Genomic DNA, 26,078 nt, shown 5'->3' with positions numbered 1-26,078 from the left:
CCCACCGTATGACCGTCATCGCACTACTGAGCGTCGCACCGGTGACAGAGGAGAGTATGGCCGCCGACGTGGCCGAGGCCGTCGCCGCGCTCGACGAGTTCGATGTCGAGTACGAGACGAACCCGATGGGAACCGTCATCGAAGCCGAGGACGTCGAGACGCTCCTCGACGCAGTCGCCGCCGCGCACAACGCCGTCGACGCCGACCGGGTGAGCACGTTCCTGAAGATAGACGACAAGCGCGCGAGCGACGAGACCGCCCGGGAGAAAGTCGAGGCCGTCGAACGCGAACTCGGCCGCGAGGCCCGCAGCGGGGGCGAGTGACGGTGGCGAGACACCGCACCGCGCTGACCGTCACCGGGATGGAGTCGGACAACGCCGCCCAGCGCATCGAGAGGCGTCTCCAGGAGCTCGACGGCGTCGACGAAGTGCAGGTCCGTCGCGGCGACGACAAGATCGTCGTGCTCCACGAGGCCGAGGAAGCGGACTCTCACGACCTCTACGAGGCCGTTTGACAAGAAGGGTACGAGGTCAGCGGGAGCGGATAACGCGAGTGTCGCGGTCGGCGAAGAGTTCGGCGACGACGCCCTGAGCGCCGCCCGCCTCTGTGCTCGGCGGCGCTCAGCCGTAGTGTTCGCCGAGGTAGTTGACGATGTCGTCGCTCTCGTACATCGTCTCCCCGCGGGCGTGGTCGACAAGGAACGGTATCTGGTCCTCGCCGCCGAGCGTCGTGAGCTCCTCGTGGGTCTGGTCGTTCAGCACGTCGCCGTCGTGCGTTCGCGGGTTGTGGATAACGTAGGAGACGCCGAGCTCCGTCAGTTTCTGACGCGCCTTCTCGGAGTACGGACAGCCTTCGGCCTGGTACAGTTCGAGCATCGCAGGATGTGGGTCGACGGCCAGTCAGTAATACGTTGGTTCGCGCGTGCGAGAGCGTCGGCGACCCGCTCACCGAACGACCTGCAGTAGTCGACCGGCGACGCCCGCGACGGTACCGCGCAGTCCGCCGCTATCGGGTTCGCGCACGTCGATTTCGGTCCGGGACGCGCGCGAGTCGCCGTAGTGGTCGTCGAGGTAGGCGACGATGGCGTCGCTCTCGTACAGGCGCGCGCCTCGGTCGTGGTCGACGAGGAACGGTATCTGGTCCGCCTCGCCGAGTGCGAGCATCTCGTCGTACGCCTGCCGGTTCACGACGTCACCGCCCTCGCCGCCGGGAAGGCGAGGCGTGTGGCTGACGTAGGAGACGCCGAGTTCGGAGAGTTTGTCTCTGACTTTCGCGCAGTGCGGGCAGCCCTCTGCCTGATACAGTTCGAGCATCCTGTTCGACGGTACCACACGACGGAAGTAAAAGTCGTGCGACGCGAGATGATGCCTCGCGCACGACCGCCGACCGCCAAACCCTTTATCCGAATGGGCGCAACCGAGGGTATGGACAGTCTCAATCGGATGGCGATAGAGCTCGTCGACGAGGCGCTCGACTTCGCCGACGAGTTGAACGTCGGGGCGTACGAGTTGGAGTCGGGCGCGACGGTGCTGGACTTCGGCGTCGACGCCGCGGGCGGGGTCGAAGCCGGGTTGTTGCTGACGGAGATACAGACCGCCGGTCTCGCCACGGTGCAGAGCCGAATGGGCGAGGTCGACGGCGCGCCGATTCCGCACGTCGAACTGTCGACGGACCACCCCGCTATCGCGCTGCTCTGCTCGCAGAAGGCCGGCTGGGAACTCGACTTCGACCGCTTCGACGGCCTCGGCAGCGGTCCCGCCCGCGCGCTCGTCGGCCAGGAGTCCGAGTTCGAGGCCGTCGGCTACTACGACGAGTTCGACCTCACCGTTCTCGCCGTCGAGAGCATCGACCTGCCGGGCGACGAGGTCGCCGAACACGTCGCCGACCTCGCGGGGGTCGAACCGAGCGCCGTCTTCCTGCCGACGTTCGCCGTCGGCTCTATCGCCGGCAGCGTCAACATCGCCTCCCGCGCCGCCGAGCTCGCCGTCTTCCGCCTCTTCGAACTCGGTTACGACCCCCGAGATATCCTCTCGGTCAGCGGCAGCGCGCCCATCGCGCCCGTCAGCTACGACGAGGGCGTCGCCATGGGGCGGACGAACGACGCGCTCGCCTACGGCGGGAAGGTCCACCTGACCGTGCGCGACGAGTTCGACCGCTTCGACGAGGTCCCCTCGACCGCCGCCGACGAGTACGGCACGCCGTTCGAGGACATCTTCGCCGAGAACGACTGGGACTTCTCGCAGGTGCCGGTGTCGGCGTTCGCGCCCGCGCAGGTCACCGTCGACGTCGTCGACGGCTCCACGCGCGTCTTCGGCGAGGCGGACGAGGACCTGCTCGCGGAGTCGTTCGGTCTCCGCGAACTCTGAGCCGTGCAGTTCAAACTCGTCCCCCCCGCGCCCGAGGGCCTCGACGTCGTCGCGGACGCCCAGAAGGCGGTACCGCTCGTGCCCGACTCGGAGGACGACTGCTGCGAACGCCTGATGCGCCGGGTCGGTTTCCCGAGTCGTGATGCGGCCCGGACGTGGTTGACGTTTCTTCGGGCGCTCGAACTCGCCACGGAGACGCCGACCGGGTTCAAGCGACTCCGAACCGACCCGACGCCCGACCACCTGCGCGACGCGTTCGTTCGCCGGGTCTTCGCCGCCGAGGAGCTGCTCGCGGTCCTCGACGACGCGGAGAGTCCGGTGAACGCCGACGAGGCGTACGACCGCGTCCGCGACCGGGTGCCGAAGTGGGAGCATCTCAAGAATCCGCAGCGGTGGGAGGAGATCTGGCGCGAACGCGTCGGCGACGTGCTGGAGTGGTTCGTGCTGCTCGATTTGGCCGAACGTCGAGACGGCGGCTACGTCCGGAACTGACCGCCGGCGTGTCGCCTCACGACCGCCGCCGGGCGAACACGTCCCCCAGATAGCTCCCCGCGAACGCGCCGCCCCCGCCGAGACCGATCGTCACCGTCTGGCCCACCCCGAGCGCGCTCGCCGCGTAGACGGTGACGGTGCCGACGACTAACGCGCCGAGCGAGGCGAGAAACGCCCCACCGCTGTCGAACGACTCTGGGCTGTCGAACCCGCCGAACGCCTCCGCTCTGAGCAGCGGTATCGCCACCGCGACGCCGGCAACGATGGCGAGCGGTCCGTCGAGTCCCGTCGACCCGAGCACCGCCGTCGTAACGCCGGCCAGCAGCGCTCCGGTAACTGTCAGTACGACCTGTCGCTGTTCCATAAATCAGAGAGTCTCTTCTGAAAGAAGGAAGTTCCGGGGGACGAGAGCGCCGAACCCGTCGGACTCCTCACTCGTAGTGAACGTCGGTCACGGTGCCGACGCCCTTGCTCTGGCCCTCGCGGAAGACGAACCGCTGGCCCTCCTCGACGAGATACGGCCGAAACTTGAACTCGACGCGCGAGTGGCCCGTGTCGCCGGGGAGCAGACGCCCTCTCTCGGGGTGAAACACCGCCGCCTCGCTGATGGTTTCGAGGTGGATGACCGGTTCGTAGCCCGTCCCGATGCGGGTCGGGTGGTTGAGCACCATCACGTCCGCCTCGAACGACCGCACCGGACGCGGGTTCGACGACCGCGGGACGAGCACCATCCCGCGCTCGATTTCGGCCTCCTTGACGCCTTTGAGCGCGATGCCGACGATGCGACCCGCCTTCGCCTCGTCGACGCGGTGGTAGTGCATCTCGATGGAGCGCACCTCCACGTCGCGGAAACTCCCGTCGGGCATCGGCCCGAGCAGCAGTTCGTCGCCCGCCTCGACGGTGCCGGAGTTCACGGTGCCGGAGGCGACCGCGCCGACGCCGGTGACGCTGTAGCTTCGGTCGATGTACATCCGGAACTGCCCTTCGCCGTTGCTCGTCTTCGGGAGCGTCTCGAACAGGTAGTCGAGGTCGTCCAGACCCGCCGTGGAGACCGCACTGGTCCGGAGGATGGGGACGACGGAGTCGCTGATCTCCTCTCGGGCGGTCTCGACGCCGTAGCGTTCGACCGCCAGCGGCGTCTTACCCACGTCGCGGAGCAACTTCTCGACTTCGTGTTCGACTTTGGCGGCGCGCTCATCGCTGACGGCGTCGACCTTCGTGATGGCGACTATCGTCGGCAGTTCGGTCGCGAGCAGGATGCCGAGATGTTCGCGCGTCGTCTTCGTCGGGCCGTCGTCGGCGGCGACGACGAGCAGGCCGTAGTCGAGTTTCTGGCCGACCAGTCCGCGGATGGTGGTGCGGAGCCACGGTTCGTGGCCGACGGTGTCGACGAAGGAGACGAGGCGGTCGGCCGTCTCGACGACGTGCGCGCGGTCGCTCTTGCGGTGCGGGTTGCGCATGTGGACCGGGCCGTCGTCGTCGAAGCCGTAGACGGCGTACGAGAGGTCCGCCGAGAGGCCGCGTTCGACCTCGTGCGGCTGGACGTCGAGGAAGCCGCGAGTCCCGCCGTCGCCGTCGTCGGCCTGGCCGGTGACGAGCGACCCGACGAGGGTGCTCTTGCCGTGGTCGACGTGGCCCGCGGTGCCAACGACGATGTGTTGCTCGTCGGTTTCGAGCATCGCACCCTCGCGGATGGTGGCGACGCCGACGAGCCCTGCGTTGGCTCCGTCGCCGACGCCCCAGGTATCCACGTCTTCGATGTGCGCGCCCGCCTCCTCGGCGAGCAGCGAGAGGACGTCCATCGACTCCGAGAAGGCGTCCGCCGAGATTCCGGCGATGCCGCCGTCGTCGGTGACGCCGACGACGTACGTCGCCTCGCCCTCGCCGGAGAGCACCCGGTGTCGAAGCTGGGCGGCGAGGCTCTCCATCCGGCCACCGGAGAGGTGGACTTCCTTGGAGAGCCGTTCTTTGAATTCGATGTACCCGCCTTCCTCTTCTCCGCGCTGTAGGGCCTCTTCGAGAGCGGCCCGGTCGGCGCTCATGGGCGGCGATAAGCGTCGGTTTGCTAAAACCTTTTTCGTGTTGTGGGTACCCATGTCACGGGTCGAGTCCCGAACGCTACGGACTGCTCCGGTCGCTCCCCGACGGCACCGAACGCTGTCCACTCAGGGCGCACGTTTAGGGACAGTTCTCTGGAACTCACTGTCGCACCATGACGCGACGGATGGAACTCGACCGACGGACGACGCTTCGACTCGCAGGGACTGCGGTTGCCGGGGCAGGGGTGGCCGCGACGGGAACCGCGGCGGCCCAGACCGACGGGCAGGGCGGGAACGACTCCGGCAACACCTACGGCGACGGCAGACCGGGCGGAGGTGACGACGCCGACGGCGGACCGGGTGGTGACGGATGACCGACGCACCGCGACGGACGCGACGGCGCGTGCTGAAACTGTCCGCCGGAGCGCTCGGAGCGGCCGTCCTCGCGGGGTGTACCGGTCCGGCCGGAGGCGGAGACGATGGCGGTGGCGGAGACAGCGGCGGTGGCGGAGACGGCGGCGACCAACCCGCGCCGCGCGGTGAAGAGACGCCGGGCGCGGCCACGACGGAGGACGAACAGTCTCCGACCGCCGACGACACGGTGACCGAGGAGGCGGAGACGGGGACGACCGACGGGTCGACGAACGAGACGGGAACCGGAACCGCCGAGGGCGGCGAGAATCGGATTCGACTCGGCGCTCGAACGGACGGCTGGGTCGGGAGAGCGCCCGACAGCATCGCCGACCAGCAGAACCCGAACCTCTCGCTCGTGGAGGGCGAGACGTACGAGTTGATCTGGGAGAACCTCGACGGAAACGAACACCAGCTGCTCATCGAGGACCAGAGCCAGACGGTGCTCTACACAACCGACCGCGCGAGCGACCAAGGGAGCCAACAGCGTATCACGTTCGAGGCGCGGGAGGCAATGAGCACCTACTACTGCAGAAATCACTCGAGTCAGATGCGCGGGCAAGTGCTGATGGAAGGCGAGTCCGCGGCGGACACTCCCAGCGGGTAGCCGCGAGGAGTCGGTATCTCGCGTCGACACCCGAGTCCGTTACTCGTTCAACGACTCGTACGCGCGGTTCACCCGTTTGAACGACTCCTCGTCGCCGTCTTCCGTATCGGGGTGGACTTCCTTGACCTTCGAGCGGTAGGCGCGTTTCACCTCGGCGGTGCTCGCGCCGGGTTCCAAATCGAGCGCGCGGTACGCTTCGACGCGCGTCGGTCCCCGCGCCGTCCGCGGCGCGCCGGTTCTCGACCGTCCGTTGGTCCGCCCGCCGGCACGCCCGTTGTGTCGCGCCCGCCGACGATTCTCCCGGACGTTCTCGCGGCGCGCGCCCGCGCCGAACCCGGCCGGTTCCCGACGGACGCGACGAGAGCGCGCCTGTTCGGCGAGCCGGCCGCTCGCCTGGTACCACATGAAGTACGTCGTCGCGCCGAAGGGGATGGCCAAGACGAGCAGAAAGAGCGAATAGCTCAACCCGAGAACCGCGAGGAGGACGGTGATCCCCGCGAAGACGGCGGCGAGCCCCATGATGAGCCGGTCGCGCTCCACAGGAGCGCTACGGACCGCACGGACCTAAGGCTCCCGCCCGGCGTCGGCGGTCCGCAAGAGCGAACTCGACCTGCCCAGCGCTCAAGTGACTCGGCGTCGTACCACGCGTATGAGTGTCAGTGGCGTCTGCCAGGTGTGCGAGTCGGCGGAAGCGACTCACACGTGTCCGAACTGCGGTGCGATGGTCTGTGACGAGCACTACGACCGCGAACTGAGCATCTGTGTTCAGTGTGCGTCCACGACGCAGCAAGGTAGGGCGGATAAAATCGATCAGTCGGACGTGATGCGATGACCGAGTCGGACGACGCGGACTCGGCGAACGAAGTCGAGTCGGGGTCGTACGTCTGCGAGACGTGCGGCGAGGAGTTCGAGAACCGGGCCGCGCTCGACGCACACGTCCGAGACGCCGGACTGGTCGACTGACGACTCGTCCCCGCGGAGCGGCCGAACGCCGCGTTCGCGGCTAGCGGAACTCGTTGAGTCGCTGCTTCATCCGTCGAGCGGAGCGTCCGGCGGCTTTGTCGAAGCCCTCGCCCTCGCCGGCGAAGATGATGCCGCGCGAGGAGTTGACGAGGCCGACGCCGTCGGCTCGCAGCCCGAACTCGACGGCTGCCTCCGCGTCGCCGCCCTGCGCGCCGACGCCCGGGACCAGAAACGGCAAGTCCGGCACCTGCTCGCGCAGCGACTCCAGTTCCTCGGGCGCGGTCGCGCCGACGACCAACCCGACGTTCCCGTTTCGGTTCCAGAGGTCCGAAAGCGCCGCGACGCGCTCGTAGATCGGCTCGCCCGTGTCGAGTTCGAGCTCCTGGAGGTCCGACGCGCCGGGGTTCGAGGTCCGACAGAGCACGAACACGCCCTTGTCCTCCCGCGAGAGAAACGGTTCGAGCGAGTCGCGGCCCATGTACGGGTTGACCGTGATGGCGTCGACATCGTCGAGCAGTTTGGCGTACTGCCGCGTCGTGTTGCCGATGTCGGCGCGCTTGGCGTCGAGCAGGATGGGCACGCCTTTCCCCTCGGCGTAGGCGATGGTCTCGCGGAGCGAGCGCCACCCCTCCTCGGACTCGTAGAACGCGGCGTTCGGCTTGTAGACGGCGGCGTGTTCGTGCGTCGCGTCGATGATGCGGCGGTTGAACGCCCACTGCGGCAGCTCTTTCTCCTGCAGGTGCTCGGGGATGCGCGACGGGTCGGTGTCCAAGCCCACGGAGACGACGCTGTCGACCGTCGCGATGCGGTCGGCCAGGCGGTCGAAGAAGTTCATTGACGGGCCGTCGGACGGGGGGAGGCTAAATGTTGCTCTTCGGCGGAACGGTGGGCCCGTCGGTGAGATCTCCGGGCGGGCCTCGCCGGCGGCGGACCCGCCGGCGTCGGGTCGGCGCTCTCGGCTACCCCGTGTTCTTCATCCCGGCGGCGATGCCTTTCACCGTCAGGCGGAGCGTCCGTTCCTCTTCGGTGGTCCGGTGAGTCTGCGCCATTAGGTGCGTCTGCAGCAGGTTTAGCGGGTCGACGTACGGGTTGCGTCGGCGGAGGCTCTCGCCGAGCCACTCGCGTGTCAGCAGCGAGTCGCGCCCCGAGATGGTGCCGACCAGTTCGGTCGCGCGGTCGTACTCGTTCTCGATGCGACCGAAGAACGTGGCGCGCAGCGACGCGTCCGCGAGGTTGGCGTACTCGGCGGCGATTTCGAGGTCCGTCCGCGCCAGCGACAGCGCCGCGTTGTCGAGCGTCGTCCGGAAGAACGGCCACTCGTCGTACATCTCTCGAAGCGTCTCCTGGTCGCCGTCGTCTTCGAGGTACGCGTCGACACCGGCGGCGAGCGCGTACCACCCCGGCAGGATGCACCGCGACTGCGTCCACGAGAACACCCACGGGATGGCGCGGAGGTCCTCGACGGTGCGCTCACCCGACCGGGAGGCGGGGCGAGAGCCGAGGTTGAGGTTCTCGATGACCGTGATGGGCGTCGCCTGCTCGAAGTAGGAGACGAACCCCTCCGTCTCCAGCAGGTCGCGGTACTCCTGTCTGGCGGCGGTGGACATCGTGTCCATCGCCTCGGCCCACTCGTCCGGGACGTGTTCTTTCGGCTCCTGAATCGCCTCGTAGCGGGCGCGAATCTGGGCGTCGAGCATCTGTTCGAGGTTGCGCTCGGCGATGCGCGGGTTCGCGTACTTCTCGGCGATGGCCTCGCCCTGCTCGGTGAACTTGATCTGTCCCGACACCGTCTCGTTCGGCAGCGCGAGCATCGCCTGGTTCATCGGACCGCCGCCGCGGGAGATGGAGCCGCCGCGGCCGTGGAACAGGCGCATCTCGACGTCGTACTCGTCGGTGATGTCGGCGAGGCGGCGCTGGTTCTTGTAGAGGTCCCAGTTCGCCGCGAGGAAGCCGTTCTCCTTGTTCGAGTCGGAGTAGCCGAGCATGATCTCCTGGAGGCCGTTGCGGGCGGCGAGCGCCTGCGAGTACGCCTCGTTCTCGAACAGCGTGCCCATGATGCGGTGCGCGCCGTTGAGCGCGTACTCGGTTTCGAGGAGGGGAACGATGTCGATACCGCAGTGGTCGGGTAGCGAGACGACGCCCGCCTGGTCGGCCAGAAACAGCACTTCGAGGACGTGACTCGGCTCGTCGGTCATCGAGATGGCGTAGGTGTCGATGGCGCTGACGCCGTACTCGCGCTGCCAGTCGCCGAGTTTGCGGAAGCGACGGAGCACCCGCGTCGTCTCGTCGGAGAACTGTTCGAAGTCGTCGAGGTCGAGCACCGGCTGGTCCTGCAGGACGGCCTCGGTGAGCAGGTCGACGCGCTCGTCTTCGTCCATCGAGCGGTACTCGATGCCCTCGACCGCCAGCGCCTCCGCGATGGCGCTCGTGTGTTTCTCGCGGTGGTCGCGCAGGTCGAGACTCGCCAGGCTGAATCCGAACGTGTCGACCTGTCGCATCAGCGGTTCGACGTACGCGGAGACGACGCGCTCGGCCCCGTTCAGTTTCAGGCTCTGCGCGATGACGTCGAGGTCGGCTGCGAGTTCGGCCGCGTCGTCGTAGCCGTCGGGGCGGACGTCCTCGACGCGTTCGAGGCGCTCGCGCATCAGTTTCAGTTTCTGCCGGTACGGTTCGTCGGGGTAGCGCGTCGTCGCCTCCTCGGCCGTCGCCGGCAGTCGCTCGCGGTCGGCCTCCAGCGACTGCTCGAACGCCAGCCCCGCGTCGATACGGCTCCCGTCCTGACTGAGCACGCCGGAGAGGCGCTTGAGCGCGCTTCGGTAGCGGTCGAGGACGACCGAGCGCTGGCGTTCGAGCGTCTCCTCGGTCACGTCGACGGTGACGTACGGGTTGCCGTCGCGGTCGCTGCCCGCCCACGAACGGAACTCGAACAGCTTCGGCACCTGCACCTCGTCGCCGTACGCCTCCGAGACGATATCTTCGAGTTCGCTGTACACCTCGCCGGTCACATCGAACAGCGTGTTCTCGAGGTACCACTGGACGTTTCGGGCCTCGTCTGTCGGTTCGGGGCGGCGGTTTCGAACCTGCGCCGTCTGCCAGAGGCTCGTCACCTCGGCGTCTACCTCGTGCCACGTCTGGTCGTGTTCGAGATCGGTGAGGCGGCGTTCGTCCAGCGTCTCCAGTTCGCCCGCGATGGAGCGAAGCTTCGATTTGACCGTCTTGCGGCGGGCTTCGGTCGGGTGGGCGGTGAACGTCGGTTCGACGAGGACGTCGTCGAGAACCTGCTGGACGGTGTCGGGGTCGGCTCCGTCGTCGACGAGGGCGGCGACGGTTTCGACGAGGCTGTCGTCGAGCGTCCCGTCCTGCGACCCGCGTCTGACCGCGCGGACGCGTTCGCGCTCCTCGGCGAGGTTGATGAGCTCGAAGTACGTCGTGAACGCCCGAGCGACGACGCTCTCGTCGCCCGAGCGGAGTCTGCCGAGCACGTCGTACAGTTGCTGTCTCGACTCGATGTCGCCCTTCCGGTAGCCGATCGCGTTCGTCCGAAGCTCTTCGACCGTCTCGAACGCCTCGGTGGACGTCTGAGCCTCCAGTACGTCACCGAGCAACGCACCGAGTTCACGGACGTCCTGGCGAACCGTCCGGTTGTGCAGGTCCATGCGTACGTGTACGAGTGGCATAGGGTAAAAGTCCGCGACAACCGTCGAAAAATTGCCTTAGAATCGAGTACTATCGTCCATTACGTTTTGTCTTCGTGGTCGAAATGAAGAGAGAAGAGGAGAGAAGCGCAACGAGTGATGTCTGACGACCAGGGCGTCGACCTGTTTGGTCTCGATGCGGTCCGACGCCGCTGTGGATGCGGACCCCGCGAGGGGTCGGTGACGCGCCACGTGGCTGGCTGTACTCACATTCCGTTGCAATCGTGGCGGCGTCGCCTGAATCGGGGAGCGTGATACGTAAAAAGCTCGCTAAGAGCAGTATATAGCAGACCGGAGTCGAACGGTGTTGCGGGCGGTATAGTTCGGCGGTGGTGACTGCTCCCCACCCACTTCGTCAGTCTTTTTATCGGTCACTCTAACGGCTAGGTATGAGCGATAGCGACAAGTACCCCGCCGAATCCGGGCGGCGTCGGTTCGTGAAAGGCGTCGTCGGGGGCGCTACTCTCGCGGGCGTGGGGGCCCTCGGGACGACCACCATCAACGCGGCGACGAACGCCTCGGGTGCGGGTGGCGGTTCGACGCAGGCGTACTCCATCGAGAACATCGCGGGACCGGCACCGCGCGGGATGCCACAGATTCCCATCGAGATCGACGACGAGGGCTACATCAAAGGCGTCTGGCCCGAGGTCCAGACCGTCGAACAGAACGGGGTCGAGGTCCAGCTCGCGCGGATGCAACTCGGCGGCACCACCTACTCCTCCGAGTGGTTCCAGTACTGCGGCGTCGAGTCGTACGAAGGTCTCAGCCCCACTTACGAGAGCGACAACTACTTCCTCTCGGGCTCCGCGCCGCCGTACTCCTGGCAGCAGGAGGAGAAATCGGAGGGCGACCGGTTCAACATCAGCGACTTCGAGGATTACGAGACGTGGGGGAACGGCATCGGACAGGCCGGTATCGGGAAGCCAGCCTCCGGGACGTGGCGCTCCGAGGACACCGAAGACATCATCCCGGTTCAGATGATCCGAAGCAAGCGCATCGAAGAGGCCGCACAGAACAACCAGTGGCTGCAGGCGAGTACCTCCCAGGGCGTCATCGCGTGGCTCAACAAGTGTACCCACTTCTGCTGCGTCCCCGGGTACAAGACGACGGGGTCGTCCGCGACGTTCGGCGGTGCCGACGCCGTGTACTGTCAGTGCCACCAGTCGGTGTACGACCCGTTCAGCATCGTTCAGACGCTGTTCGTCGCCCGACCGCGGCCCGAGTAACGCCGACGCTCACCGAGGCTCGTCGGCCCCCTCTTCTCTCCGTGTTCTCTGAACCGAGCGTAGACGAGGTTTCGAAAGGCGAGCAGGCGGCGCAGCGTTCGCACCCGCCTGAGAGCGCGCCGCGCACCCGCCTCGACCCCCTCGCGGTCATCGTTCGGGCACGCCGAGCGGTGGACCGCGCGTTCGCTGACAAACTTTAGCCGCCGCCGCTCTCGCTCAGCCGCCGCTGACCGGCGGGAACAGCGCGAGTTCGTCGCCGTTGGCGACGGGCGTGTCGAGCCCCTCGCCGGTGAAGACGCTCTCGCCGTTTCGGAGCACGTTGATGTGGTCTTGTACCTCGCCGTCGTCGTCGAGGACGCGCGATTCGAGCGCCGGGCGCGACGAGAGGAGCACGTCGAGCGCGTCGCCGACGGTGTCGCAGTCGGCGTCGAGCGAAACGGTCCGCGTTCCAGCCGTCTCCGCGAGGTCTGCGAAAAGCTTCCACTGCATGCTCGCTACTCGCCGCGCAGTCGACATGAGGGTTGCGGGCTTCCGAGGCCGGCGACGGTCAGTCGTCGCTCGCGGTGCCCGCGGCCGTTCCGACGGTCCGTTCGAGGCGGCGGAGCTCGTCCGGGCGCGCGATGACGTACAGCGTGTCGCCCGCGGACAACCGCCGCGAACGCGACGGTATCGCCTCTACCGGGCCGCTCTGCGGTCGGACGGCGACGACCGTCGTGGCGAGGTCGCCGACCGTCGCGTGCGTGCCGGAGTCGGTCTCGGCAACGGAGACGACGCCCATCGTCTCCTCGGCGGTCCGAAGCAGCGCCGCGAACTGCCGTTCGACGCCGGGGTCGACCGGGAGGGTGACGAGGCGGTACGACTGTGCCACGTCGAGGCGGCCGACGTCCGCCTCGTCGACGGCGAGCGTCGCCACCTCGTCGGTCGTCGCGCGGAGTTCGCCGGTGAGCACCCGCGTCGGGCCGTCGGCGGCGGCGTGCCACACCTGCACCGTGTCGCCGGGACTTGCCTCGAACGAGGGGTCGCCGCGGACCGCGACGGCGACGCCGCCGGGCGCGAGCGTCGGTCCGATGCCGGCGAGGCGACTGCCGACGGCGAGATACTCGACCTCGCCGTCCTGCGTGAGGTCGACGTCGACGTGGCCGACGCCGTAATCCTCGCGGAGGCGGGCGACGAGCCGCTCGCGGAGTTCCGCGACGGTGAGTCGCCGGGGGAACAACAGCGTCTTGCCGGCGAGCGACTCCTTCGTCGCGTCGGCGACCGGGTCGTACTCGTCCATATCCTCGATGTCTTCGGGCAGCGTCACGGAGATGACGCGGCCGACGGAGCGGACGACCCGGCCGACCTCGCCTTCGAGTTCGCGGACGCCCGAAAACGCGGCCGTGTTCGCCGCGAGCGCATCGCCGAGTTGCGCGCCGACGGGTGCCGCCACCGTAGCGGCCGCGAGCGCGCCGAGGTTGAACAGCACGTTACCGACCAGAAACAGGTCGTCACTGCCGTTGCCGCCGGCGGCGAAGTCGCTCAGTTTGGCCGTGTTGAGGTAGAGGACGACCGCCGAGAGGCCGAGCAGGACGGTGAGGCCCCGAGGCGGGCGCTCTCGGAAGTACCAGCGGTAGCCGAACACCCCGACGGCGGCGACGGCGGCGGCGGCGAACGCGAGGCCGAGAATGTAGAACGCGTCGCCGAGCAAGCCGGTTTCGGTACCGAGCGGTTCGTTCGGCGTCCCCGTCTGCAGCCAGACGAACGCGTCGACCGCCGAGAGATCTCCTCTCACGCGACCACCTCCTCGAGCGACGCCAGCGCGGCGGGCGAGCCGACGACGAACAGCTCGTCGCCCGCCGCCAGTCGAGTGTCGCCGCGCGGGGCGAACCGCCAGCGGTCGCGGCGAACCGCGAGGACGGCCACGTCGTAGGCGTCGCGGACGCTCGCGTCGCCGAGCGTCGTTCCGTCGAGCGCGCTGTCGGCGCGAATCGACAGTCGCTGGACGCGCCGACCCGCCTGGCGCAGCAGCCTCGTCAACTCGAACTCGCGGCGGGTCCCGCGCGAGCGAACGACCACCTGCGGCGCGTCAGCCGACAGCAACGCCTCCGCGCCGGGCCGGTCGACGGCGACCGTCAGGCGACCCTCGCCGCCGGCGGCGACGGGGGCCGCGGGGGCGACCGTCGGTTTCTCCTCGTCCTCGCTCTCGTCGGATTCGGCGTCGTCGTCGGTGTCGGGCGTCGGCGAACTCGACGCCGTCGGTTCAGCGGCTCTCACCGCGACGACCGTTCCGTCGACGCTCCGGTCGGCCGTCCGGAGCGTCACCGACTCCCCGCGGGCGACGCCCGTCGGGACGAGCGTCTCGACGGAGACGGCGCGCTGGCCCGGCGAGAGGCGCTTCGAGAGGCTGCCGACCGGCGGGGCAGCCGCGAGCGTCGCGCGGGCCCGTTCGTCGAGCGACACTGTGGCCTCCGCGAGGCCGTAGTCGGTCCGAAGTCGTTCGGCGAGTCGAGTTTCCAGTTCCGAAAGCGGGACGTCTGCCGGGAACTCCCACTCGCCCTCTCGCAGCTCCGTGCGGAGCGCCGGAGGAAGCGGTGGATACCCTTCGATGTCGTCGACCTCGCCGGCGACGGTCACCGTCACCCGACGCCGGCCGCCGACGAGTTCGACCACCTCACCCGAGAGCGTCCGCTCGCGGAGCGACTTGAAGGTGATTCGCTTCGGGAGCGTGCCGCCGAGTTTGTCGCCCTGTGCGTGCGCGTACAGCGACAGCATCAGCACGACGAGGATGGCGACGGTGAGCGCGACGCCGTGTTGTCCGTCGGTGAGACTGGCGTCGCCGAGCGCCAACAGGCCGCCGTTGGCTCCCGCGATGGCCAGCGCGAACACGACGACACCGAACCCGGGGATGGAGACGCCGGTGAAGTACTTGAAGACGAAGCCGAGCCCAGCGGAGACGAGCGCGGGGATGATACCCGTGAGGACGCCGAGGTAGAGGCCTCGCAGAATCTCGACCGGTATCGACTGCACCATAGCGTCGCCACAGGCGGACCGAATAAACGTCTACCGAACCCGGAGGACGTCGTCTCGGGCGACCCGGACGACCCGCCGATTCGGACGGTCACCCGGAGGTCCGACGAGGGCCGCGGGCGGACTTCGGACGAATTTATGTGTCGCTGTCGCCGAACCCGGAGGTATGGAGGTGAACCGGAAACTGGTCGGGCCGCGGCTCGCCGTCGGACTGGCGTCCGCGGCGGCGATGCTGTCGATTATCACCGGCGTCGCCGGATTCGGCATTCCCGGCCTCGACGTCCCGAGCGTCACCGGTCCGCTCGCCGCGTACGTTCCGCCGTTCGTCCAGCAAACCGCCGGGTTCACCGGGGCGTTTACCGGCTTTCTGCTGTTGGCGAGCGTCTACGCGCTCCGCCGCGGCTTTCGGCTCGGCTGGTACGCGGCGATGCTACTACTGCCGTTGTCGGCCGCACAGGGACTGCTTCAGTCGAGTCCGCTCGCGTATCCGCTGGTAGTGCTCTCTATTCTGGCGTTGTTCGTCGTCTCGTTGAACCACCGGCACTTCAGAGAGCACGCCGAACTCACCGCGACTCAGCAGGCGGCGCTGGCAGCCATCGGCCTCGCGCAAGTGTACGGCACGGTCGGTACGTACGTGCTGCGCGACGAGTTCGGAACCGTCGACACCGTCGTCGACGCGTTCTACTTCACGCTCGTCACCGCCAGCACCGTCGGTTACGGCGACGTGACGCCGGCCAGCCAAGCGGGGAAACTGTTCGCTATGTCGGTGCTTCTCACCGGGACGGCGAGTTTCGCCGTCGCCCTCGGGACGCTCCTGACGCCGGCCATCGAGGCTCGACTCGCCAAAACACTCGGACGCATGACAGACACACAGCTCTCGCTCTTGGAAGACCACATCCTCGTCCTCGGCTACGGGGACCTGACCGAACCGATTCTCGAAGAACTGCGCGACGAGGCAGAGTACCTCGTCGTCACCCGCGACAGCGATCGCGCCCAGGAACTGACCGACCGCGGCATTCACGTGCTCACTGCCGACCCGAGCGACGACGACCCGCAGAGGCGTGCCCGCGTCGAGGATGCCCGCGCCGTCGTCGTCGCCACCAACGACGACGCGCAGGACGCGCTCTCGATTCTCACTGCGCGGCAGTTGAACCCCGAGGTCCCCATCATCGCCGCCGCGACGCTCCGGGGCAACGTCCAGAAACTGAAACGAGCGGGTGCGAACACAGTCATCAGCCCCGCGGCGCTCGGCGGTCACCTGCTGGCGGCGTCGGCCCTCGGTGGACAAGGCATCGAAGACGTCGCGGAACGACTGCTCCGCGACCGCTCGTTGGAGCGCTGAGACGGCGGGGCAGCCCTCTCCTGAGCCCGGTCAGGTGAGGTCCGCGGTCGACGACTGCGAGGTCACAGTCCGGCGATTCGAGTCGCTCGAACGTCGGCGGGGAGAGAAAGCGCGAGGCGGCGCTTCGGTCGCCGCTGGAGCCGATGATAACGGGGTCGTACGCCCGGGCGTTGGCGCTGATAAGCGATTCGACCTCCGGGCGGGCGACGCGAGTTCGCGGCGCTCGATCCGACGGATGCGGCGAAAGAGGTTACCGACGCGCGTCACCACCCGGTCGAGCAGTCGGCGCTCTCAGGCGACTGTCGTGACCGCATCCAGCGTGATGGCGATGGCTCGTTCGACGTTGTTCTTCGCCTTCTCTGGCAGTTCCTCGTCGGAGTCCGCGCCCTTCTGGGTCCCCTTCACGAGGTTGCCGTCGACGGTGCAGATGGCTCCCGCGCGCATCCCCTTGCGGCGCGCGAGCGCGAAGACGGTCGCCGCCTCCATCTCGATGGCGAGTAGGTTCGCCGCGTTCCACTCTTCGACGTACTCGTCGGACTCGTTGTAGAACGCGTCGTCGGAGACGATGGGGCCGACATGAACGTCTTCGTCGTTGGCTTCCGCGGAATCGACGAGCGCCGTCAGAATCCCGTAGTCCGGTACCGCCGGGTACACTTCGGACTCGTAGCGCTTCGAGGTACCCTCTTCTTTGGCCGCACCGGTCGCAACGATCATGTCGCCGATTTCGACGTGCTCCTGCAGCGCGCCGATGGTGCCGACGCGAATCACCGTGTCGACGCCGACGCGCGAGAGTTCCTCGACGGCGATGGCGGCGGACGGACAGCCGATACCGGTCGAGCAGATGGTGAGCGAAACGCCGTCGTACTCGGCGTTGACGATTTTGTACTCGCGGTTCTGCGAGACTTCCTCGACGTTCTCGCACTGCTTTGCGATTCGGTCGACTCGGCCCGGGTCGCCGGGGATGAGCGCGATGTCGTGTACGTCTCCCTCCTCGACGAGCAGGTGCGGCTGTTTTGCCATATCCGAGGGTCACGGGTAGTCGGGAAAAACTGATTGGTCTCCCGTGTCGCCTCGGGCGCTCGCTCTACCCGTACCGCTGCAGCAGGTCGCGCTCTTCGGCGATGAGTTCGCTCACGCCGTGGGTCATGATGGCCTCGCCGAGCGCCGTCGCCGCGTAGTACGAGTAGAGGCCGTCTTTTCCGCGCTCGCGGCGCTTTCGATTCGCCACCAACCCGACGTCGACGAGTCTGTCGAGGTGGTAGTGCAGGCGGTTCGAGGGGCTGTCGAGGCGCTCTGCTAACTCGCTCGCGCTCAGTTCGCCTTCACGGAGCAGTTCGGCGAGCACGCGGTAGCGCGTCTCTTCGCCGATTGCGCGCTGCATGGCGAGGTACTCGCTCAGCGCGAGGACGCCGTCCTCGGGGAGTTCGGGGATGTCGGGATGTTCGGCTTTGGACATGGCGACCACTTACTGTTCCTAAGTAGCGCTTCACGGTACATAACACTTCTTGAGTCAGCGTTCATTGAAACATCCGTCATTTTTATACCCTCGCTCCGAGAACCACTGCCAAAGATGCGTGACCACCTCCTCGACACCCTCCCACCGACGAAGTATCGGCGCTTTCTCGTCTATCTCATGGGGCCGTACAAGACCCACCGCGGGGAGAACACCGAGATGTTCGCCTTCCTCGAACGCCTCCGCGACGACCTTCGGGGCGTGGGATTCAACGCTTTTCTCGCCACCGACGTCGACATCGACTTAGAGGAGATGGACGCCGGGACGCAGTCGCTTCGCTTCGCCCGCGCCAGCAACGCCGTCGTCTTCGTCGTCCCCGGCGACGGCCGGAATCTCGGCGTCGGCATCGAAGTCGGGGCGGTGCTGGAGGATATGTCCGACCACGAGCGCGAGCGGGTGCTGTTCGTCCACGAAGCGGGCGTGCGGAGTGCGATGATTCGCGCCGTCGCCGACCGGTGGGATGCGACGGTCCGGGCGTACGACGACGAGGCGAACCTCGTCGACGGGGTTCGGCTGTTCGTCCGCGACGTGATGCGCCGCGAGGGCGACGGAACTCTGCCGTTCCCGCCCGAGGAGTGAGCGTCACGCGAAGGCGAAAAGAAACGGCGCGACCACGGCTAACGCCGCCCCGAAGACGAGCGAGGAACGGAGCCACTGCCCGCGAACCGCCGTCGACTGCTCTTCGTAGATGCCGCTACCCCCGGCGCGCGGGAGGACGACGTAGGCGAAGAACCCGTAGATGAACCCGACGACGAGACCCACGGCGACCAGATGCAACAAGAGGTCGACACCGCCGAGCGTCCCTACACTGGGGGCGACTGCCTCGCCGAGCGTCAGCACGAGCGCGTAGAGTACGCCCGCGAGCGTCCCCGCGCCGTGGTGGACGACGGTGGCGTCACGGAAACTCACCTCGTCGGGCGTCGTTCGGCGTAACACCGAGGCGGTGACGTAGGCGGGCGTAAAGCCGCCCTCCTGTCGACCCATCGGCACACCCATGACGACGGCCGCGACGAGACCCGCCAGCGCACCCAGCGCGAGGCGGATCAGCGACGCGATGCTCTGCGCCGCCGCCGTGTCGAGGGCGATGTCGACGAGCATTACCCGGAAAAGTCCGTGCAGTCGTATAAACGTGCGGGAGACTATCGAAACGTCTGATAGGAGTTCCGGAGCATCTCAGTCCCCGTCGAGCAGTCGGCCGACCGTCTCCCAGTCGAGCGCCGTTCGCGCGCCCACCGACGAGGCGGCGACCGCGCCACAGGCGTTAGCGACGGCGAGCGCTCGGTCGTAGCCGTCGCCGTCAAGTCGACTCGCCAGAAAGCCGGCGGCGAACGCGTCGCCCGCACCCGTCGTGTCGACGGTGTCGACGGTGAAGCCGGGATGCGTGTACGTCTCCGTCGAGGTACGGACCTCCGCGCCGCACGGGCCGTGTTTCAGCACGAGCGTCCGGCCGCGCGGCGAGAGGTCGGTGTCGAGCGCCGCCGCCGCCTCGCGGTCGTTGAGAAACACGACGTCGGCCCCGTCGAGCGCGCCTTCGAACCCCCGGTCGCCGACGCGCCGACCCGGGTCGAAACTGACCGGCACTCCCACCGCGTGGGCGCGTTCGACCAGCGTTGCGGCCGTCTCGGGGTCGTGGCTCGTCAGGTGGAGGTGGTCGGCCGCGGCGAGTCGTTCCGGGACGAGGTCTGAAGCCGCAAAGGCTTCGTTGACGCCGTCGCGCCCGAGGACCATCACCCGCCCGTCGGCGGCGACGACGAGATACTTCACCGCGGTCGAGCCCTCGGCCCGCACCAGCATCGCGCAGTCGACGCCCGCGTCGACGAGTTCCGCTTCGACGTCCGCGCCGTGGTCGTCGTCGCCGACGCTCCCGAAGATGTCGGTGGCCAGACCCAACCCGGCGAGGCCGCCGGCGACGTTCGCGGCGCTACCGCCGCCCGCGCCGGACTGCGCTTCGATGGCCGCTTCGCCGTCCGGTTCGGGGAGGTCGTCGACGCGGAGCGTCACGTCCCAATTGACGTGACCGGCGCAGATGACGCGGGGCATGAGACGACTCTCGGTCGCCGGTGGGAAAAAGCCACCCGACGCGGTCGTGCGCCGGCAACGGAAGGCCGCCGGGTCAGGCGACGGCGAAGAGAATGAGGTTGTGGACGCCCGGGCCGAGGCCGACCGCCGCGATGAGCGTCAAGAGCAGAAACCCCTCGCCAGGTTCGTCGCGGACGTAGGCGGCCATGAGCGAGACGACGACCCCAGCCAACAGTAGTTTCACGAGGACGAACAGCCATCCCGTCCCCACGAGGTCGGCCGTCGGAAGTTCGGCGGCGAACTCGAAAATGAGCCGAGACAGCGGCGTCCGTTCGCCGAACGAGAGCACATCGAGACCGACGGCCGTCGAGACGCCGTCGAGCGTGTGGCCGAACACCGCGAGCGCGCCGGCCCAGCCGGTGAGGGCCGTCTCCGGGCGGACGGTTTTCAATGCGACCCACGCCGCCGCGCCGAGAGCGAGCGAGACGACGAGCGCGACGGTCGACCAGAACGGCTGAAAGGACCCGACCGAGAGCGCCGCCGCGACGGGAAACCAGACGGCGGGAATCGCGGCGGCGACACCCGCCGCGGCCAGCGTTACGGGAACCGGTTTGTCGGCCGCGTCGGCGACAACCCAGACGCCGCCGGCGACGACGGCGACGGAGAGGTACACCGAGGGCGTCCCCATCAGCGGTTCGATTGCGGCGGGGAGCGTCCCCAACGCGTAAGCGACGTGGAGCGCCGACCCGGTCACCATCCACGGTGCGAGCGCGAGCACGTGGCGCTCAGCGAGCGTGGGCCGACGACGGTACAGCGCGTAGCCGACAGCGGCGAGACCGACGACGAGCGCGAGGAGGTACGGCAACGGCGGCAGCGCGAACCCCTCGGGCAACACCTGCATGGGGCGAGGAGTGTCGGGCCGCCGTGAAAGCCTTACCGAACGCAGACGGCGACGTCACTGTCTCCGGGTAGCTGTCGTCTTCGGATCGCTGTCGTCTCCGGTGGTTATCGACGCTCCGGGTGGCGGTCGGACCGCGCGGCGGCCGGCCCACTCGGCGAACGCGCAGCACCCCACCTCCGGCGGGATTTTAACACCTGCCGCCGTGGGGCCGCCATGGAGCGAAGCGAACTCGCCGCCCGCATCGACCACACCGTCCTCGGCCCGGAGACGACAGTCGCCGACGCGAAATCGGTACTCGACGACGCCGTCGAGTACGGGATGAACGTCTGCATCCCGCCGTGTTACGTCGCCGAAGCGGCCGAGTACGCGCCGGACGTGACGCTCGCGACGGTCGTCGGCTTTCCGCACGGCCAGCACTCGACGGAGGCGAAACGCGCCGAGGCCGTCGACGCGTGGGAACAGGGTGCCGACGAGTTGGACATGGTCATCAACGTCGGCCGTCTGAAGGCCGGCGAGGACGAGGTAGTCGAAGCCGATATCGCCGAAGTGGTCGCCGCGGTGCCGATTCCGGTGAAGGTCATCATCGAGACGGCGCTTCTGACCGACGGGGAGAAACACCGCGCCTGCGAGGCGGCCAAAGAGGCCGACGCCGCGTTCGTGAAGACCTCGACCGGCTTCGCCGACGGAGGCGCGACGGTCGAGGACGTCGAACTGATGTCCGAGTATCTCCCCGTGAAGGCCAGCGGCGGCGTCGGCAGTTACGAGGAGGCGATGGCGATGATAGACGCGGGCGCAGAGCGCATCGGCGCGTCCAGCGGGGTGGCGATTCTCGACGGCGCACCGGAGTGAGAATGGAGGGAGCGTTCCAACTCGACGAGGTCGACCGTCGCGTCATCCACGCGCTGATGGCGGACGCGCGGAACACCTCCGCGCCCGCCATCGCCGAGGGGCTGGGCGTCTCAGCCGGGACGATACGTAATCGAATCGCCCGGTTGGAGGACGCGGGCATCATCAAAGGATACCACGCGCACGTCGACTTCGAGCGGGCCGACGGACGACTGACGAACCTCTATCTCTGTAACGCGCCCGTCGCCGAACGGGAGTCCATCGCCGCGAGGGTCCGAACCGTCCCGGGCGTCGTCCACGTCCGGGAACTGATGACCGGTCGCCGGAACCTCCACGTGCTCGCGGTCGGCGAGGACATCGCCGACCTGCGGCGCGTCGCGCGAGCGCTCTCCAGTCTCGGCATCGAGATCGAAGACGAGGACCTCGTGCAGGCGGATACGTACCTCCCGTACGCTGCGTACGAACCCGAAGGCGACGAGCGCCGGGGAACGCTCTCGGACTTCGTCAGCCTCACCGGTGGCTCCGAAATCGTCGAGGCGACTATCGGCGAGGGCGCACCAATCGACGGGTTGACGCTCTCGGAGGCGGGCGAACGCGGCCTCCTGAGCGGAAACACGCTCGTCATCTCCGTCGACCGCGGCGACACCGTCGTGACGCCGCGAGGCGATACTGTCCTCCGCGCCGGTGACGAGGTGACGCTGTTTTCGCGCGGTGACGTCCCCGACGAGACACTCGCTGCGCTTCGAAATACGGAGTAGTTCGGGACGACGAGTCGATACCGGCCGCACCGGGACGTTCGCTGCTCGAAACGTAATCGCCGTGAGTGACAACGCCAGTTGACGATTTCTTTTATAAACTCAGCTTCCGAGGCTGGCGAAAGAGTAGGCGATTTAAATATTGAATTTCACGCCGAACAGATTTGAGTCGGTCAAGTTATGATTCCGCACTCGTTACACCGGAGTATGAGAATTCGAACCGAGAGGACAGGAAGAGCTAACGCAGGGTCGCCGAGTCGTCACTCTGAGGGGAGACGCAATGGCTGAGGAGGAGTTAGCGAAGGACCTGGGATTGCTGTCGGCGATGACCATCGGCATCGGGACGATGATCGGTGCGGGTATCTTCGTACTGCCGGGCGTCGCCGCCCAGGAGGCCGGCCCCATCGTCGTCGTCTCCTTCGTCGTCGGCGGCCTCATCGCCATGGTGAACGCGCTGTCGGTGTCGGAACTCGGCACGGCGATGCCGAAAGCCGGTGGCGGCTACTACTACGTCAACCGCGCGCTTGGTCCGCTGTTCGGCTCCATCGCCGGTCTCGGCGACTGGGTCGGCCTCGCGTTCGCGTCGGCGTTCTACTGTATCGGCTTCGGGCAGTATCTCGCCGAGCTCGTCGGCCTTCCCGGCGTGCTGTTTCTCTCGCCGATACAGGTTGGCGCGCTACTCGCCGGATTCGTCTTCGTCGGCGTCAACTACATCGGCGCCAAGGAGACCGGCGGGGTCCAGACGGTCATCGTGCTCATCCTGTTGGCGATTCTCGGCGTGTTCGCCGTCGCGGGGTGGAGTTCGTTCGACTACGCGACGCTCGCCGGTGAGGACGGTCTCGCCCCGTTCGGCTTCGGGGCGATCCTTCCGGGAACCGCGTTGGTGTTCGTCTCGTTCCTCGGGTACGCAAAGATCGCAACCGTCGCCGAGGAACTGAAGAATCCCGGACGAAACCTCCCTATCGCCATCATCGGGAGCGTCGCGCTCGTCACCGTCGTCTACGCTATTCTCGTGACGGTGATGCTGGGCGTCGTCCCGTGGCCGGAGCTGAGCCAAGACGCGCCGGTCGCACAGGCGGCGGAAGTCGCGTTCCCCGGCGGTATCGCCGGTGTGGCGGCGACGGTGATGACGCTCGGGGCGCTGTTGGCGACGGCGTCGTCGGCGAACGCCTCCATTCTCGCGTCGGCACGCATCAACTTCGCGATGGGTCGCGAGAAAATCGTCACGAACTGGCTCAACGAGATTCACCCGCGGTTCGCGACGCCGTACCGCTCGATTCTGGTGACGGGACTCATCATCATCGTCTTCATCTCGGCTTTGGGTCAGGACCTCGCGGTGCTGGCGAAGGCGGCGAGCGTGCTGCACCTCATCGTCTACACGCTGATGAACGTCGCACTCATCGTCTTCCGCGAATCCGAAGCGATCGACTACGAACCCGAGTTCCGCGTGCCGTTCTACCCGGTGACGCCGATTGCCGGGGCGCTGTTGTCGCTCGGTCTCGTCGCGTTCATGGACGACATCGAAATCGCGCTGTCGGCGGTGTTCGTCGTCGGCGCGGTCGTCTGGTACTTCGTCTACGCGCGCGAGAAAGTCGAGACGGGGGGGCTCCTCAGCCAGTACGTTCTCTCTCGCTCCGAGACGATGCCTGACGCCGCCGTCTCCGCCGCCAGTACCGTCCAACCCGACGGTGGCCAGTACCGCGTCATGGTCCCGCTCGCCAACCCCCGCACCGAGAAGCATCTCATCGAGTTGGCGAGTCTGATGGCGACGGCGCGCGGTGGAACGGTCGAGGCGGTCCACGTCGTCACCGTGCCCGACCAAGTGCCGCTGTCGGCCGGTGCCGAACGCATCCGGCAGATAGACGCCGAGTCCTCGAAGCTGCTGGCGGCCGCCCGTGAGAGCGCCGAGACGTTCGGCGCACCGGTCGAGACGCGGACCATCGTCTCGCACCGCTCCGTCGAAGAGGTGTTCGACGCCGCCCGCGACCACCGCGCGGACCTCGTCGTGATGGGTTGGGGCGGCTCGCCGTTCTGGTCGGCCGGCCGCGTCGAGGGGACGCTCGACGAACTCACCGGAAATCTCCCCTGTGACTTCCTCGTCCTGAAAGACGAGGGGTTCGACCCCTCGAAGGTGCTCGTGCCGACGGCGGGCGGAGCGGACTCCGACCTCAGCGCGGAGGTCGCGCGCGTCCTCCTCGACCGGGGGTCGGAGGTGTCGCTGCTCTACGTCGTCAACGGCGAGGACGAGCGTGAAGCGGGCGAGGCGTTCCTCCGCGAGTGGGCCGCAGAGCGCGACCTCGACGACGCCGAGATTCGCGTCGACGCCTCCGGCGACGTCGAGGGCGCAATCGGCCGCCACTCCGCGGAGATGTCGATGGTTATCATCGGCGCGACGGAACGCGGTCTGCTCTCGCGGTTGCTGACGGGGTCGCTCGTTTACGACATCGTCGACGAGGTGGAGTGTTCGGTGTTGCTCGCCGAGCGCCCGAGCGAACGGTCGCTGCGGGAGCGGTTGTTCGGGTTGGGGTCACGGTCGGACGACTGAGGTGGCCACACTTCGGTTTCTGTCGTCGCAGCCGGTCTCGAACCGGCCCCAATCGTCGCGCTTTTGCCCGCAGGGCCGATACCACCCACAAGCGAATGGCCCGGTACCACATCGAAACCTACGGTTGCACGTCGAATCGGGGTGAGAGCCGCCACATCGAACAGGCGCTGCGCGACGGCGGTCACTACCCCGCCGACGGACCCGAGGAGGCCGACGTGGCCATCCTCAACACCTGCACGGTCGTCGAGAAGACCGAACGCAACATGATTCGCCGGGCCCAGGAGTTAGAGAAGGAGACGGCGGACCTCATCGTCACCGGCTGTATGGCGCTCGCGCAGGGCGACGAGTTCCGCGAAGCCGGCATCGACGCCGAAGTGCTCCACTGGGACGACGTGCCGAACGCGGCGATGAACGGCGAGTGTCCCACTGTCACGCCCGACACCCAACCCGTCCTCGACGGACAGGTCGGCATCCTCCCCATCGCCCGCGGCTGTATGTCGAACTGCTCGTACTGCATCACGAAGTTCGCCACCGGGCGCATCGACTCGCCGCCCGTCGAGGAGAACGTCGAGAAGGCCCGCGCGCTCGTCCACGCCGGGGCGACGGAGCTCCGTGTCACCGGCCAGGACACCGGCGTCTACGGCTGGGACAAGGGCGACCGAAAGCTCGCCGAGCTCTTGGACAGAATCTGCGATATCGAGGGCGACTTCAGAGTTCGCGTCGGGATGGCCAACCCCGGCGGCGTCCACGGCATCCGCGAGGAACTCGCCGAGGTGTTCGCCGAGAACGAGAAGCTGTACAACTTCATCCACCTGCCGGTCCAGTCGGGCAGCGACGACGTACTGGAGGACATGCGTCGACAGCACCGCGTCGACAAGTTCCTCGACATCGTCGAAACGTTCGACGAGAGACTCGACTACTGGACGCTCTCGACGGACTTCATCGTCGGCTTTCCCACCGAGACGGACCACGACCACGCCCAGAGCATGGCGCTGTTCAAAGAGATTCGCCCCGAGAAGGTGAACATCACGCGCTTCTCGAAGCGCCCCGGCACCGACGCCGCGGAGATGAAGGGCCTCGGCGGCACTCTCAAGAAGGAGCGCTCGAAGGCGATGTCCGAGTTGAAGATGGACATCGTCGGCGAGGCGTACGAGGCGATGGTCGGCACTACGCAGGAGATACTCGTCGTCGAGGAGGGCGTCGGTGACTCCGTCAAGTGCCGCGACGGCGCGTACCGTCAGATTATCGTCCAAAATGCTTCTGAACACGGCGTCGAACCCGGCGACTTCTTGGAGGTCGAGGTGACGGGTCACCAGACGGTGTACGCGTTCGCAGAGCCGGTCTGAGTCAAT

At 67.5% G+C, this 26,078-nt stretch carries 29 protein-coding genes and 1 pseudogene; 14 read left to right on the top strand and 16 right to left on the bottom strand.

Going from position 1 to position 26,078, the window contains the following annotated elements:
- The first annotated feature begins 8 nt into the window (after positions 1–8).
- Positions 9–323: an MTH1187 family thiamine-binding protein gene (locus LAQ73_RS10445; protein ID WP_224268233.1), complete on the top strand. Its 315-nt coding sequence runs from the start codon at positions 9–11 to the stop codon at positions 321–323.
- A gap of 2 nt (positions 324–325) precedes the next feature.
- Positions 326–514 (top strand): cation transporter, encoded by a 189-nt coding sequence (locus LAQ73_RS10440; RefSeq protein WP_224268232.1) that lies wholly within the window; start codon positions 326–328, stop codon positions 512–514.
- A gap of 106 nt (positions 515–620) precedes the next feature.
- Here the strand turns inward: LAQ73_RS10440 and LAQ73_RS10435 are convergent, their stop codons facing one another.
- Together LAQ73_RS10435 and LAQ73_RS10430 are read right to left on the bottom strand one after the other, a co-directional pair.
- Entirely contained in the window at positions 621–875 is a 255-nt protein-coding gene (locus LAQ73_RS10435; RefSeq protein WP_224268231.1) for a glutathione S-transferase N-terminal domain-containing protein, read from the bottom strand.
- 69 nt (positions 876–944) lie between these two features.
- Positions 945–1,331, bottom strand: coding sequence for a glutathione S-transferase N-terminal domain-containing protein (locus tag LAQ73_RS10430; protein ID WP_224268230.1), 387 nt, complete (start codon positions 1,329–1,331; stop codon positions 945–947).
- Between the two features lie 93 nt (positions 1,332–1,424).
- Between LAQ73_RS10430 and mch the strand changes: the two genes are divergently transcribed.
- Both mch and LAQ73_RS10420 read left to right on the top strand, forming a co-directional pair.
- On the top strand, positions 1,425–2,366 hold the full coding sequence (gene mch, locus LAQ73_RS10425; RefSeq protein WP_224268229.1) for a methenyltetrahydromethanopterin cyclohydrolase: 942 nt from the start codon (positions 1,425–1,427) through the stop codon (positions 2,364–2,366).
- 3 nt (positions 2,367–2,369) lie between these two features.
- A complete protein-coding gene (locus LAQ73_RS10420) occupies positions 2,370–2,858 on the top strand; it encodes a double winged helix-containing putative transcriptional regulator (RefSeq protein ID WP_224268228.1) in 489 nt (162 codons plus the stop codon).
- Between the two features lie 16 nt (positions 2,859–2,874).
- Here the strand turns inward: LAQ73_RS10420 and LAQ73_RS10415 are convergent, their stop codons facing one another.
- On the bottom strand, positions 2,875–3,222 hold the full coding sequence (locus LAQ73_RS10415; RefSeq protein WP_224268227.1) for a hypothetical protein: 348 nt from the start codon (positions 3,220–3,222) through the stop codon (positions 2,875–2,877).
- Positions 3,223–3,289: 67 nt separating this feature from the next.
- Positions 3,290–4,900, bottom strand: coding sequence for a GTPBP1 family GTP-binding protein (locus LAQ73_RS10410; protein WP_224268226.1), 1,611 nt, complete (start codon positions 4,898–4,900; stop codon positions 3,290–3,292).
- Positions 4,901–5,070: 170 nt separating this feature from the next.
- Between LAQ73_RS10410 and LAQ73_RS10405 the strand changes: the two genes are divergently transcribed.
- A complete protein-coding gene (locus tag LAQ73_RS10405) occupies positions 5,071–5,271 on the top strand; it encodes a hypothetical protein (protein WP_224268225.1) in 201 nt (66 codons plus the stop codon).
- Positions 5,268–5,915: a hypothetical protein gene (locus LAQ73_RS10400; protein ID WP_224268224.1), complete on the top strand. Its 648-nt coding sequence runs from the start codon at positions 5,268–5,270 to the stop codon at positions 5,913–5,915. Before LAQ73_RS10405 ends, LAQ73_RS10400 begins: the two co-directional genes overlap by 4 nt.
- Before the next feature lie 39 nt (positions 5,916–5,954).
- On the opposite strand, the gene LAQ73_RS10395 is transcribed toward LAQ73_RS10400, so the two are convergent.
- Positions 5,955–6,455 (bottom strand): J domain-containing protein, encoded by a 501-nt coding sequence (locus tag LAQ73_RS10395; protein WP_224268223.1) that lies wholly within the window; start codon positions 6,453–6,455, stop codon positions 5,955–5,957.
- Between the two features lie 288 nt (positions 6,456–6,743).
- Here LAQ73_RS10395 and LAQ73_RS10390 point away from each other — a divergent pair, with 288 nt between their 5' ends.
- Positions 6,744–6,878: a C2H2-type zinc finger protein gene (locus LAQ73_RS10390; RefSeq protein ID WP_224268222.1), complete on the top strand. Its 135-nt coding sequence runs from the start codon at positions 6,744–6,746 to the stop codon at positions 6,876–6,878.
- A 40-nt stretch (positions 6,879–6,918) separates the two neighbouring features.
- Here the strand turns inward: LAQ73_RS10390 and pyrF are convergent, their stop codons facing one another.
- A complete protein-coding gene (gene pyrF, locus LAQ73_RS10385) occupies positions 6,919–7,713 on the bottom strand; it encodes an orotidine-5'-phosphate decarboxylase (protein WP_224268221.1) in 795 nt (264 codons plus the stop codon).
- A 124-nt stretch (positions 7,714–7,837) separates the two neighbouring features.
- Positions 7,838–10,534 carry a phosphoenolpyruvate carboxylase gene (gene ppc, locus LAQ73_RS10380; RefSeq protein WP_224268220.1) on the bottom strand — a complete coding sequence of 899 codons (2,697 nt, stop codon included), beginning with the start codon at positions 10,532–10,534 and terminating at the stop codon, positions 7,838–7,840.
- Positions 10,535–10,962: 428 nt separating this feature from the next.
- Between ppc and LAQ73_RS10375 the strand changes: the two genes are divergently transcribed.
- On the top strand, positions 10,963–11,799 hold the full coding sequence (locus LAQ73_RS10375; protein ID WP_224268219.1) for a ubiquinol-cytochrome c reductase iron-sulfur subunit: 837 nt from the start codon (positions 10,963–10,965) through the stop codon (positions 11,797–11,799).
- Between the two features lie 216 nt (positions 11,800–12,015).
- Here LAQ73_RS10375 and LAQ73_RS10370 read toward each other — a convergent pair whose 3' ends face one another.
- From LAQ73_RS10370 to LAQ73_RS10360, 3 genes are read right to left on the bottom strand one after another with little or no spacing between them, the layout of a single operon-like run.
- Positions 12,016–12,288: a ubiquitin-like small modifier protein 1 gene (locus LAQ73_RS10370; RefSeq protein WP_224268218.1), complete on the bottom strand. Its 273-nt coding sequence runs from the start codon at positions 12,286–12,288 to the stop codon at positions 12,016–12,018.
- Positions 12,289–12,346: 58 nt separating this feature from the next.
- Positions 12,347–13,570, bottom strand: coding sequence for a DUF8167 domain-containing protein (locus tag LAQ73_RS10365; protein WP_224268217.1), 1,224 nt, complete (start codon positions 13,568–13,570; stop codon positions 12,347–12,349).
- Positions 13,567–14,808, bottom strand: a complete 1,242-nt coding sequence (locus LAQ73_RS10360; protein WP_224268216.1) for a potassium channel family protein — start codon at positions 14,806–14,808, stop codon at positions 13,567–13,569. Before LAQ73_RS10360 ends, LAQ73_RS10365 begins: the two co-directional genes overlap by 4 nt.
- A 163-nt stretch (positions 14,809–14,971) precedes the next feature.
- Between LAQ73_RS10360 and LAQ73_RS10355 the strand changes: the two genes are divergently transcribed.
- Positions 14,972–16,147: an NAD-binding protein gene (locus LAQ73_RS10355; RefSeq protein ID WP_224268215.1), complete on the top strand. Its 1,176-nt coding sequence runs from the start codon at positions 14,972–14,974 to the stop codon at positions 16,145–16,147.
- Positions 16,148–16,187: 40 nt separating this feature from the next.
- Here the strand turns inward: LAQ73_RS10355 and LAQ73_RS10350 are convergent.
- From LAQ73_RS10350 to LAQ73_RS10340, 3 genes and pseudogenes are all read right to left on the bottom strand, one after another.
- Positions 16,188–16,361 (bottom strand): annotated as a pseudogene (locus LAQ73_RS10350) (HPP family protein); the annotation flags it as partial.
- A 77-nt stretch (positions 16,362–16,438) separates the two neighbouring features.
- Complete coding sequence (locus LAQ73_RS10345; RefSeq protein WP_224268214.1) at positions 16,439–17,167, bottom strand: guanosine phosphorylase; 729 nt, start codon at positions 17,165–17,167, stop codon at positions 16,439–16,441.
- A gap of 64 nt (positions 17,168–17,231) precedes the next feature.
- Positions 17,232–17,603 (bottom strand): ArsR/SmtB family transcription factor, encoded by a 372-nt coding sequence (locus LAQ73_RS10340; RefSeq protein WP_224268213.1) that lies wholly within the window; start codon positions 17,601–17,603, stop codon positions 17,232–17,234.
- Between the two features lie 114 nt (positions 17,604–17,717).
- Here LAQ73_RS10340 and LAQ73_RS10335 point away from each other — a divergent pair, with 114 nt between their 5' ends.
- The gene (locus tag LAQ73_RS10335; RefSeq protein WP_224268212.1) at positions 17,718–18,239 is read left to right on the top strand and encodes a DUF7509 family protein; all 522 of its coding nucleotides are present in this window, start codon (positions 17,718–17,720) and stop codon (positions 18,237–18,239) included.
- 3 nt (positions 18,240–18,242) lie between these two features.
- On the opposite strand, the gene LAQ73_RS10330 is transcribed toward LAQ73_RS10335, so the two are convergent.
- The 3 genes from LAQ73_RS10330 to LAQ73_RS10320 form a co-directional block, all read right to left on the bottom strand.
- Complete coding sequence (locus tag LAQ73_RS10330; RefSeq protein ID WP_224268211.1) at positions 18,243–18,758, bottom strand: hypothetical protein; 516 nt, start codon at positions 18,756–18,758, stop codon at positions 18,243–18,245.
- Positions 18,759–18,833: 75 nt separating this feature from the next.
- The gene (locus LAQ73_RS10325; RefSeq protein ID WP_224268210.1) at positions 18,834–19,700 is read right to left on the bottom strand and encodes an ATP-dependent ribose-1-phosphate kinase; all 867 of its coding nucleotides are present in this window, start codon (positions 19,698–19,700) and stop codon (positions 18,834–18,836) included.
- Between the two features lie 73 nt (positions 19,701–19,773).
- Positions 19,774–20,580, bottom strand: coding sequence for a DUF63 family protein (locus LAQ73_RS10320; protein WP_224268209.1), 807 nt, complete (start codon positions 20,578–20,580; stop codon positions 19,774–19,776).
- A 213-nt stretch (positions 20,581–20,793) separates the two neighbouring features.
- Between LAQ73_RS10320 and deoC the strand changes: the two genes are divergently transcribed.
- From deoC to LAQ73_RS10300, 4 genes are all read left to right on the top strand, one after another.
- Entirely contained in the window at positions 20,794–21,429 is a 636-nt protein-coding gene (gene deoC, locus LAQ73_RS10315) for a deoxyribose-phosphate aldolase (protein WP_224268208.1), read from the top strand.
- A 2-nt stretch (positions 21,430–21,431) separates the two neighbouring features.
- Complete coding sequence (locus LAQ73_RS10310) at positions 21,432–22,184, top strand: winged helix-turn-helix transcriptional regulator (RefSeq protein WP_224268207.1); 753 nt, start codon at positions 21,432–21,434, stop codon at positions 22,182–22,184.
- 277 nt (positions 22,185–22,461) lie between these two features.
- Entirely contained in the window at positions 22,462–24,726 is a 2,265-nt protein-coding gene (locus tag LAQ73_RS10305) for an amino acid permease (protein ID WP_224268206.1), read from the top strand.
- 95 nt (positions 24,727–24,821) lie between these two features.
- Positions 24,822–26,072 (top strand): tRNA (N(6)-L-threonylcarbamoyladenosine(37)-C(2))-methylthiotransferase, encoded by a 1,251-nt coding sequence (locus LAQ73_RS10300; protein WP_224268205.1) that lies wholly within the window; start codon positions 24,822–24,824, stop codon positions 26,070–26,072.
- Positions 26,073–26,078 lie beyond the last annotated feature (6 nt).

It is taken from the genome of Haloprofundus salinisoli, from assembly GCF_020097815.1.
Taxonomy (GTDB): domain Archaea; phylum Halobacteriota; class Halobacteria; order Halobacteriales; family Haloferacaceae; genus Haloprofundus; species Haloprofundus salinisoli.
Note: the sequence above shows the minus strand (reverse complement) of the source record. Positions and strands in the feature narration are given on the sequence as shown.

Coding starts and splice junctions, on each gene's coding strand:
- LAQ73_RS10445 (WP_224268233.1), top strand. CDS start 9: ATGACCGTCATCGCACTACTGAGCGTCGCACCGGTGACAGAGGAGAGT.
- LAQ73_RS10435 (WP_224268231.1), bottom strand. CDS start 875: ATGCTCGAACTGTACCAGGCCGAAGGCTGTCCGTACTCCGAGAAGGCG.
- mch (WP_224268229.1), top strand. CDS start 1,425: ATGGACAGTCTCAATCGGATGGCGATAGAGCTCGTCGACGAGGCGCTC.
- LAQ73_RS10415 (WP_224268227.1), bottom strand. CDS start 3,222: ATGGAACAGCGACAGGTCGTACTGACAGTTACCGGAGCGCTGCTGGCC.
- LAQ73_RS10410 (WP_224268226.1), bottom strand. CDS start 4,900: ATGAGCGCCGACCGGGCCGCTCTCGAAGAGGCCCTACAGCGCGGAGAA.
- LAQ73_RS10405 (WP_224268225.1), top strand. CDS start 5,071: ATGACGCGACGGATGGAACTCGACCGACGGACGACGCTTCGACTCGCA.
- LAQ73_RS10400 (WP_224268224.1), top strand. CDS start 5,268: ATGACCGACGCACCGCGACGGACGCGACGGCGCGTGCTGAAACTGTCC.
- LAQ73_RS10390 (WP_224268222.1), top strand. CDS start 6,744: ATGACCGAGTCGGACGACGCGGACTCGGCGAACGAAGTCGAGTCGGGG.
- pyrF (WP_224268221.1), bottom strand. CDS start 7,713: ATGAACTTCTTCGACCGCCTGGCCGACCGCATCGCGACGGTCGACAGC.
- ppc (WP_224268220.1), bottom strand. CDS start 10,534: ATGGACCTGCACAACCGGACGGTTCGCCAGGACGTCCGTGAACTCGGT.
- LAQ73_RS10375 (WP_224268219.1), top strand. CDS start 10,963: ATGAGCGATAGCGACAAGTACCCCGCCGAATCCGGGCGGCGTCGGTTC.
- LAQ73_RS10370 (WP_224268218.1), bottom strand. CDS start 12,288: ATGCAGTGGAAGCTTTTCGCAGACCTCGCGGAGACGGCTGGAACGCGG.
- LAQ73_RS10360 (WP_224268216.1), bottom strand. CDS start 14,808: ATGGTGCAGTCGATACCGGTCGAGATTCTGCGAGGCCTCTACCTCGGC.
- LAQ73_RS10355 (WP_224268215.1), top strand. CDS start 14,972: ATGGAGGTGAACCGGAAACTGGTCGGGCCGCGGCTCGCCGTCGGACTG.
- LAQ73_RS10345 (WP_224268214.1), bottom strand. CDS start 17,167: ATGGCAAAACAGCCGCACCTGCTCGTCGAGGAGGGAGACGTACACGAC.
- LAQ73_RS10340 (WP_224268213.1), bottom strand. CDS start 17,603: ATGTCCAAAGCCGAACATCCCGACATCCCCGAACTCCCCGAGGACGGC.
- LAQ73_RS10335 (WP_224268212.1), top strand. CDS start 17,718: ATGCGTGACCACCTCCTCGACACCCTCCCACCGACGAAGTATCGGCGC.
- LAQ73_RS10330 (WP_224268211.1), bottom strand. CDS start 18,758: ATGCTCGTCGACATCGCCCTCGACACGGCGGCGGCGCAGAGCATCGCG.
- LAQ73_RS10325 (WP_224268210.1), bottom strand. CDS start 19,700: ATGCCCCGCGTCATCTGCGCCGGTCACGTCAATTGGGACGTGACGCTC.
- LAQ73_RS10320 (WP_224268209.1), bottom strand. CDS start 20,580: ATGCAGGTGTTGCCCGAGGGGTTCGCGCTGCCGCCGTTGCCGTACCTC.
- deoC (WP_224268208.1), top strand. CDS start 20,794: ATGGAGCGAAGCGAACTCGCCGCCCGCATCGACCACACCGTCCTCGGC.
- LAQ73_RS10310 (WP_224268207.1), top strand. CDS start 21,432: ATGGAGGGAGCGTTCCAACTCGACGAGGTCGACCGTCGCGTCATCCAC.
- LAQ73_RS10305 (WP_224268206.1), top strand. CDS start 22,462: ATGGCTGAGGAGGAGTTAGCGAAGGACCTGGGATTGCTGTCGGCGATG.
- LAQ73_RS10300 (WP_224268205.1), top strand. CDS start 24,822: ATGGCCCGGTACCACATCGAAACCTACGGTTGCACGTCGAATCGGGGT.